An 8,843-nucleotide genomic window follows, 5' to 3' on the forward strand; every position below is an offset into this window, starting at 1 on the left:
CCAGAATCCGGATTATATCTTGTCTGCGAAATAAAATGCATAGTGCCACAAAGGTAAGGATAAAAAAATCCACCGCTGTGTACTACATTTCGATTTAAAAAACAACTACCCCGATGAAATCAGCATTTCACTCCTCAAAATGCCCAAAAACCACCCCAAAATATACTCTAGGGGTCAAACTTGGGCTAGGAATAAATTTATTTTTCTGTACAGATAAATATATTTATCTCTAGGAATAAATTTCGCTGATATAGGGTCTCCGTTTCGGGTGCGACTATTAGGATGGAGTGGGGTATGTGCTATTATTTTAGTATCATTGCATATAGATAATGTATAAACACTATAAATTTGAGACGATTAGAGATGAGAAAAAAAGGATTGATAGGAAGGGCAATGACTATTGGTGTTATGCTTAAGGAGATGAAACCTAAGGACTTTTCTAAGTACACAGCGCACTTTAGTGAACTATCGTTTACCGAGAAGCTCCATAGGGTGGGTATGATGCTGGGCGAGACAGTGCTTCTTCCGCTCTTGCAGCTCTACTATATCTATCGAAGCCCTGAGGTTCCTCTAAAAGGGAAACTATATATCACGGGCGCATTGGGTTACTTTATCTTCCCGATGGACTTCCTGCCCGACTTCCTGCCCGCATTATTTGGGTTTAGTGACGATATCATTGTGATTGGTATTGTGATGAAGCAGGTGGAGCGGTATTTGACGCCTGAGATTGATGCGAAGGCTCGGCATGCGCTGACACGCTTCTGCAAATGAGACGCGCCTAAAGCGCAAACTAGTGCGTTGCTTTCGGCATTCTGGTTTGGTCGCGTACGCCAGTACGCTCCCTTTAACCTCGCCCACACATGCTCCTACAGATAGTACCACTTAGCTGCGAAAGCCCCCTTTAGGGGGGGTGGGGGCTTAGAGGTCGTATTGTCCATTCCCTATTTTGGGAATTTTAATGGCACACTATTCTTGAAGTGTGTACTTTTTTGGTACCTTTGTCGCGTGACAATTGACTTTGTGCGATTGCTCACTTCGGTTGATAGAGTAGTTTCTAAGATAAAAAAGACAGAAAGATGGAGCCTAATAAGAGGTCTGCAGTCATCACTGCTGTGGGGGGATATGTGCCAGAAGATGTATTGTCGAATGATGAGATAGCCCAGTATCTGGATACTAGTGATGAGTGGATTACCACTCGTGTGGGTATCAAGGAGAGAAGGGTGCTCAAGGTGCCAGGCGCTGGTTCGTCTTATCTTGGGATTCGTGCGGTCGAGGATATGTTGTCCCGACACAATATTAATAAGAGCGAGATTGATCTTGTGCTCTGCTCTTCCAATACGCCCGACTATCAATTCCCTACTACGGCTTCAATCATAGCTAGGGAGTGTGGTATTGATGGGGTGCCTTGTTTCGACTTCCAGGCAGCATGCCCTGGCTTCCTCTATGGGCTCCAGATAGCGAGAGGGTTTATAGAGAGTGGCGTCTATAAGAAGGTGCTTCTGATCTCTGCAGAGCGTATGTCTGCCATTACAGACCGCACCGATAGAGCTACCCTACCACTATTTGGCGATGGTGCCGGTTGTGCACTACTGGAGCCTACTGAGGATGGTATGGGTATTCAGGATGTGATTCTGAAGAACGACAACCATGGTCGTGATTACCTGATACTCCGTGCTGGCGGTTCGGCTAATCCTGCTACCGAGGAGACCGTGAAGGCACGTCAGCACTACGTATATCAGGATGGACAGAAGGTGTTTAAGTCGGCTGTAGTCCAGATGGGTGACTGTTCGGTAGAGCTGATGGAGAAGAATGGGTTGACCTTCGAGGACATCGACTGGGTCGTACCACACCAAGCCAATATGAGGATCATCGATGCCACTGCAAGGCGCATGGGCGTGAGCATGGACAAGGTAATGGTCAATATCGATAAGTATGGTAATACGAGTTCGGCTACCATCCCGCTCTGCCTGAGCGAATGGGAGAATCGACTCAAGAAAGGGGATAATCTTATCCTCACCGCCTTTGGCGCCGGCTTTACCTGGGGCTCTATCTGGCTGAAGTGGGGGTACGATAGTAAGTAATAGAGGTGTATGTATAGATCGGGATTCGTCAATCTTGTGGGCAACCCCAATGTGGGGAAGTCTACGCTAATGAATAAGCTGGTAGGGGATAAGATAAGTATTATCACCAATAAGGCGCAGACCACAAGGCATAGGATAATAGGTATTGTAAACCGCCCAGAGATTCAGATCGTATATAGCGATACGCCTGGAGTGGTAGAACCTGCCTATAAGATGCAGGAGCAGATGCTTGGCTTCTCCAAGAGTGCGCTTGGGGATGCGGATATTCTGCTTTATGTGACCGATGTGGTGGAGGATCCCGATAAGCATGAGGCATTCTTGGCCGAGGTGCGCACCTTGGATATTCCTGTGATGGTGCTCATCAATAAGGCGGATCTCTCCGATGCCGAAGCGCTGGAGCAGTTGGTAGCCACGTGGAAGACGTTGCTCCCCAACGCCCTTGAGGTGATACCCGTGGCGGCTTTGCACAATGCCGGTATTGCTTACGTGCAGCAGCGGGTGGAGGAGCTATTGCCAGAGTCACCTCCTTACTTCGAGGAGGATGCTTTTACGGATAGACCAGCGAGGTTCTTTGTCTCTGAGATTATCCGTGAGAAGATATTTCTCTATTACCAGAAGGAGGTGCCTTATGCTACCGAGGTGGTGGTGGAAAGCTTCAAGGAGGGTGACGACCTTATCCGCATCGGTGCTACTATCTTCGTAGAGCGTGAGGGACAAAAGGGGATATTGATAGGGAATAAGGGAGCTGCCATCAAGAAGCTTGGTATGATGGCGAGGCAGGATATAGAGCGCTTTTTTGATAAGAAGGTATTCCTTGAACTATTTGTGAAGGTCGAGAAAGACTGGAGAAGTAGTGAACGGATGCTGAGGAGTTTTGGATACAAGCAGGATTGAGAGATAGGAAATGGCAGTAAATAGTTTGGTGGCGATTGTGGGACAGCCCAATGTGGGGAAGTCTTCGCTCTTCAACCGTCTGACACGCTCGCGTACGGCGATAGTGACCGACGAGCCTGGGACTACCCGTGATAGACAGTACGGGCAGTCGGAGTGGAATGGTCGTACCTTCTCGGTAGTAGATACGGGAGGGTGGGTTGATAACAGTGACGATGTATTTGAGGATGAAATCAATAAGCAAGTCGAGATAGCGCTCGAGGAGTCCGACCTTATCCTATTCCTCGTAGACGTACAGGCTGGTCTGGGTGACCTAGATGAGTCGGTGGCGCAACTATTGAGACGCAATCGTAAGCCGGTGATTCTGGTCGCCAATAAGACGGACAACTTCAATATGGAGCCCTATGCAGCGGAGTTTTATAAGCTCGGTTTGGGCGATCCTATGCCTATCTCTGCCATCAATGGTAGCGGTACCGGCGAGATGCTGGATAAGCTGGTGGAGCTCCTGCCCGATAAGGGTGAGGAGGGTGATGAGGCACTGGAGTATCCTCGTATTGCTGTAGTAGGCCGACCTAATGCCGGGAAGTCCTCGCTTATCAATGCCTTCCTAGGTGAGGATAGGCATATTGTCACCGACATAGCGGGTACCACCCGAGACTCTATCTATACCCACTACAATAAGTTTGGGCACGAGTTTAGCCTTGTAGATACTGCTGGTATCCGTAAGCGTGGTAAGGTGAATGAAGACCTCGAGTACTACTCAGTACTGAGGAGTATTCGCGCCATAGAGAATAGTGATATCTGTGTACTCATGCTCGATGCTACTAAGGGTATCGAGGGGCAAGACCTAAATATCTTTTCGATCATCCAGAAGAATAAGAAGGGCTTGATAGTGTGTGTCAATAAGTGGGATCTGATTGAGCACAAAGATCATAAGGTAATGGAAGGCTATATCGATGCCATCAAGGATAGGCTAGCACCCTTTACCGATTTCCCTATCCTCTTTATCTCCGCTACAGAGAAGCAACGCCTCCTGAAGGTGCTTGAGACAGCGCAGGAGATTTTTGATAATAGGAAGAAGCGTATCTCTACTGCCAAGCTCAATAGCGTATTGCTCCCAATCATCGAGAAGACGCCACCACCCGCCAATAAGGGTAAGTATATCAAGATTAAATATGTGACTATGCTGCCTAAGGTGCAGGTACCTAGCTTTGTATTTTTCTGCAATCTACCACAGTGGATAAAGGAACCCTACAAGCGCTTCTTGGAGAATCAGATAAGGGCGAACTGGGACTTCACCGGCACGCCAATCAATATATTTATCAGGGATAAGAACTAGTACATTGGCGTGGCAATTGATAAGACGAGACTGCGATTTATAGAGGTAGCTCGGCGTCTATTTGCCGAGCAGGGCTACCATGCTACTACGATGAATGCCATAGCAGTAGCAGCGGGTAAGGGCAGACGTACCCTATACAATTATTTCGGTACTAAGAGCGATGTATACCTTGCGGTCATCCAAGAGGAGCTTCAGATACTCTACGAAGAGCTAAAGGCATTTATCTCTCAGCCGATGAACGGTGTAGCAAAGCTCATGCTATTCATTGCTAAGCGCCAGAGGGCAGTCAATGAAGTGGTTCAGCGTAATGGCACCCTTCAGGCAGAGTTCTTCAATGATATCGCTACCGTAGAGCGCGCTCGTATGCGTTTCGATGTACTGGAGCGCCAATTGATTCAGAAGATTCTGATAGATGGCATCAACGATGGCTCCTTCAGGCGTGTAGACGTCAAGACTACCGCCATGCTCTTGCATGCCTGTCTGAAAGGCTTAGAGGTGCCATTCATACGAGGGCAGCTGGGGAAGAGCGAGCGATCGGTGATGCAGACCTACCGAGTGGTGCGTAGTTTACTAATGGAAGGAATACAAAAATAATAGACAATATGGAGAAGATACTAAGAGGAAAGGTGGCAATTGTCACTGGTGGTAGTAGGGGTATTGGTCGTGCTATTGCGCTAGAGCTAGCCAGTCAAGGCGCAGATATTGCCTTTACTGGTCGTTCGATCAATGATAATACCCGTAGCCTCGAGGAGGAGCTTGCTGCTCTAGGCGTAAAGGGCAAGGCTTATGCTACAGATGCTGCGAACTACTCTGCCGCAAAGGCATTTGTAGAGGAGGTAGTTGCTGAATTTGGGAAGGTAGATATCCTTGTCAATAACGCCGGTATCACTAAGGATACCTTACTCGTGCGTATGACCGAGGAGCAGTGGGACGATGTCCTTACCGTCAACCTCAAGAGCGCCTTCAACCTCACACAGGCTGTCGCTATGCCTATGATGAAGGCACGTGGTGGCTCTATCATCAATATCTCTTCGGTTGTCGGTGTGCAAGGCAATGCTGGTCAGGCTAATTATGCAGCCTCCAAGGCAGGTCTCCTAGGCTTCACCAAGTCTGTGGCAAAGGAGCTAGGCAGCCGCGGCATACGTGCCAACGCTGTGGCACCAGGCTTTATCAAGACAGATATGACCGGGGTGCTCGATGAGAAGATAGTGGCTGAGTGGAGCAAGTCTATCGCCCTCCGTCGTCCGGGCGAAGCCAAAGAGGTCGCTCAAGTAGTTGTTTTCCTCGCTTCCGATGCGGCATCCTATATCACGGGGCAGACCATCAACGTATGTGGCGGCATGGTTATGTAATACAGTAAACAGTAGTTCACTGTCAGGAGTCGGTAGTTGGTGCACCTCGCTGAGGGCGCTTGCCACCGACTTTTGACTACCGACTACCGAACAAAAATAGACCAATCACATGAAAGTACGCATGAAGCCCCAGTTCCTCAAGGATATCAAGGGGTATAACAAAGAGACATTCTTCAAAGACCTCACTGCCGGAATCATCGTAGGCGTAGTGGCGTTGCCACTGGCTATCGCCTTCGGTATCGCTAGTGGCGTATCCCCTACAGAGGGATTGATTACCGCCATTGTTGGAGGTCTACTGGTATCACTCTTCGGAGGTTCTAAAGTGCAGATAGGAGGGCCTACTGGCGCCTTTATTGTCATTGTCTATGGTATTATCCAGAAGTTCGGGATCGATGGGCTTGCCCTGGCCACCATTATGGCGGGAATCATGCTCATGGCACTCGGACTATTCCGTCTGGGCTCTATGATTAAGTTTGTCCCATATCCCATTATCGTAGGTTTTACCGCAGGTATTGCCGTTACCATCTTCACTACACAGGTCAAAGACCTCTTCGGGCTGCAGGTCACCGAGCTACCAGGCGACTTCCTCGGTAAGTGGCAGGCGTACTTCCAAGCCTTTGGTACCACCTCATGGCTAGCGCTCCTTTTCGGAGTACTCACCGTGCTTATCATTGTCCTCGTCCCCAGAGTGAATAAAAATATACCCGCCTCGCTCCTCGCTCTTATCGTGCTCACGATAGCCAGCGTAGTGCTGGGCGCTATGGGCTTGACACGTCCTGAAAACATTGGCGACCGCTTCACCATCGAAGCGGGTCTCCCCAGTCTTGTATTCCCCGAGATAACCGTGGAGCGTCTGCAGCTCCTCTTCCCCTCGGCAGTCACTATCGCCATGCTCGGTGCTATCGAGAGTCTCCTCAGTGCCTCAGTAGCGGATGGTGTGATAGGCGCTCGGCACGACTCTAATCAGGAACTAGTGGGGCAGGGGATTGCCAACCTTGTGGTGCCTTTTGTGGGGGGTATACCGGTCACCGGTGCTATTGCCCGTACCATGACCAATATCAATAGCGGTGGCAAGACCCCCGTGGCAGGTATGATTCATGCCGTGGTACTACTCCTGATTATGCTAGTGCTCTCGCCCCTCACTAGCCATATCCCAATGGCGGTCTTGGCAGGCGTGCTCGTGGTGGTCTCTTATAATATGAGTGGGTGGCGCTCCTTCGCTGCTATCTTCAGGGGACCAAAGGGCGATGCTATCGTGATGGTCATCACCTTCCTCCTCACTGTGCTTATTGACCTCACCGTAGCGATTGGCATCGGAATGATTGTGGCGATCCTGATTCTCCTAAGTCGCGTGCTCAAAGCATCGGAAATCAATCTTCTGGATAACCAGCGCCAACACCCCGAGGAGCCCAAGCTACACTTGCCCAAGTGCGTGGAGGTGTACGAAATAGACGGACCTTTCTTCTTCGGTATCGCCAATAGGTTCGATGAGACCATGCGCTCCATGAACGATAATCCCCGTGTGCGCATCATCCGCATGCGTCGCGTGCCCTTTGTGGATAGTACCGCGATACACAACCTCAAGACTATGATAGAACTGCACCGCGAGAGTAATACTCAGGTCATTCTATCGGGCGTCCAAGATAATGTGCTAGAGGCCCTTCGCCTCTCTGGCGTGGTGAAGCTCCTAGGAGACGATAACATTACCCCACATATCGATCTCGCACAGAAGCGAGCCCTAGAGTTCGTGGCAGAGCACTATCCTCAGGATTATCAGAAGTGGATAGCGTATGAAAATAGGCAAGGTTGATCTAGGGCGACGCCCCCTCTTCTTGGCGCCAATGGAGGATGTAACCGATGCGTCGTTTCGGCTTATCGCTCGGGAGTTTGGCGCCAATGTAGTGGTCACCGAGTTCGTCAATGCCGATGCCATTATCCGCTCTATCCCTAGCACGCTTCGGAAGATGGTGGTGGCAGATCAGGAGCGCCCCGTAGCGATTCAGCTCTATGGGCGAGATGCCTACACGATGAGCGAGGCTGCCAAGGTGGCTGAGGCGGCTGCCCCAGAGTTTATAGATATCAACTTCGGTTGCCCTGTGAAGCGTGTGGCAGGTAAGGGCGCAGGGGCAGGACTTCTGCGAGATATCCCTCTGATGCTTGAGATTATTAGAGCGGTGGTAGGGGCGGTAGCGCTCCCCGTAACGGTCAAGACACGACTGGGGTGGGATGCGGAGCATATCATCATAGAGGAGCTAGCCGAGCAAATCCAGGATGCCGGTGCAGCAGCCCTTACTATCCATGGGCGGACACGTGCCCAGATGTACAAGGGGGAAGCCGATTGGTCGCCTATCGCTCGGGTGAAGCAAAACCCCAATATCACGATTCCTATCATCGGGAATGGCGATGTCATCACCGGAGCCCAAGCGCTCGAGCGTTTCGAACAGACCGGTGTCGATGCCGTTATGGTGGGAAGAGGCGCCATTGGTCAGCCTTGGATATTCGAAGAGATGAGGGCAGTTGTGGATGGTCTGTCTGCACCAGAGCATCCTGAGGAGTGGTATGTGGAGGTGCTCAAGCGGCTACTCCACGAGAGCATCCTAAAGTGCGAGAATGAGGTGAAAGGGATTCTACACTTCCGCCGTCATCTAGCGCTCACCCCAATATTCAAGGGAATACCCGACTTCAAGAACCACCGTATAGCTATGCTTCGTGCCGAAACGGAGGTGGAATTGCTCCGTCTCATGGACGAAGCCTTGGCGCTCAAGCTCGGGAGCCTTCTCTGACTCCGTTAGGGGGATTGCCCATTGTGCCCCAATGGCGAAAGCCCACTTTGCGTGCCTCATGGGCAGACTATCGCCTCCGCTTGTCGTATCTCGCAAAATCTTTGATGGCTCAAGCCTTTTCGTGAGACCCTCCTAGATTCCGCAAAGTATGCGTTAGCCCCTGATTATTAGTAGGTGGCGCTATTGATAATTAAAGCCCTGTATTCAAGGAGAATACAGGGCTTATGTCCAGATTTTTTTGTATCTTTATGTTCGTATAGATATTACAAAAAATTATAGAGGACTTGTTATGGCAAAGGTACAATTTATTAGCACAAATCGCAAGACTGCAATCGGGGGAGCTCAATTTTTCATCTCATATTGGGAGAAAATAGGCATGTCGGGACTGATTAACAAG

Annotated in this window: 8 protein-coding genes; all 8 read left to right on the forward strand. The window is 50.0% G+C overall.

Going from position 1 to position 8,843, the window contains the following annotated elements:
• The first annotated feature begins 363 nt into the window (after positions 1-363).
• The 8 genes from A3GG_RS0110205 (at position 364) to dusB (ending at position 8,446) form a co-directional block, all read left to right on the forward strand.
• Positions 364-771: a YkvA family protein gene (locus A3GG_RS0110205; protein ID WP_134849659.1), complete on the forward strand. Its 408-nt coding sequence runs from the start codon at positions 364-366 to the stop codon at positions 769-771.
• 305 nt (positions 772-1,076) lie between these two features.
• Positions 1,077-2,081: a beta-ketoacyl-ACP synthase III gene (locus A3GG_RS0110210; RefSeq protein ID WP_018359192.1), complete on the forward strand. Its 1,005-nt coding sequence runs from the start codon at positions 1,077-1,079 to the stop codon at positions 2,079-2,081.
• A 9-nt stretch (positions 2,082-2,090) separates the two neighbouring features.
• On the forward strand, positions 2,091-2,975 hold the full coding sequence (gene era / locus A3GG_RS0110215) for a GTPase Era (RefSeq protein ID WP_018359193.1): 885 nt from the start codon (positions 2,091-2,093) through the stop codon (positions 2,973-2,975).
• A gap of 10 nt (positions 2,976-2,985) precedes the next feature.
• Positions 2,986-4,311 (forward strand): ribosome biogenesis GTPase Der, encoded by a 1,326-nt coding sequence (gene der / locus A3GG_RS0110220; protein ID WP_018359194.1) that lies wholly within the window; start codon positions 2,986-2,988, stop codon positions 4,309-4,311.
• 9 nt (positions 4,312-4,320) lie between these two features.
• Entirely contained in the window at positions 4,321-4,905 is a 585-nt protein-coding gene (locus A3GG_RS0110225; protein ID WP_018359195.1) for a TetR/AcrR family transcriptional regulator, read from the forward strand.
• Positions 4,906-4,913: 8 nt separating this feature from the next.
• A complete protein-coding gene (gene fabG / locus A3GG_RS0110230) occupies positions 4,914-5,663 on the forward strand; it encodes a 3-oxoacyl-[acyl-carrier-protein] reductase (protein WP_018359196.1) in 750 nt (249 codons plus the stop codon).
• A 109-nt stretch (positions 5,664-5,772) separates the two neighbouring features.
• Positions 5,773-7,473: a SulP family inorganic anion transporter gene (locus tag A3GG_RS0110235; protein ID WP_018359197.1), complete on the forward strand. Its 1,701-nt coding sequence runs from the start codon at positions 5,773-5,775 to the stop codon at positions 7,471-7,473.
• Positions 7,454-8,446: a tRNA dihydrouridine synthase DusB gene (gene dusB / locus A3GG_RS0110240; RefSeq protein WP_018359198.1), complete on the forward strand. Its 993-nt coding sequence runs from the start codon at positions 7,454-7,456 to the stop codon at positions 8,444-8,446. Before A3GG_RS0110235 ends, dusB begins: the two co-directional genes overlap by 20 nt.
• Positions 8,447-8,843 lie beyond the last annotated feature (397 nt).

The organism is Porphyromonas levii DSM 23370, from assembly GCF_000379925.1.
GTDB lineage: Bacteria > Bacteroidota > Bacteroidia > Bacteroidales > Porphyromonadaceae > Porphyromonas_A > Porphyromonas_A levii.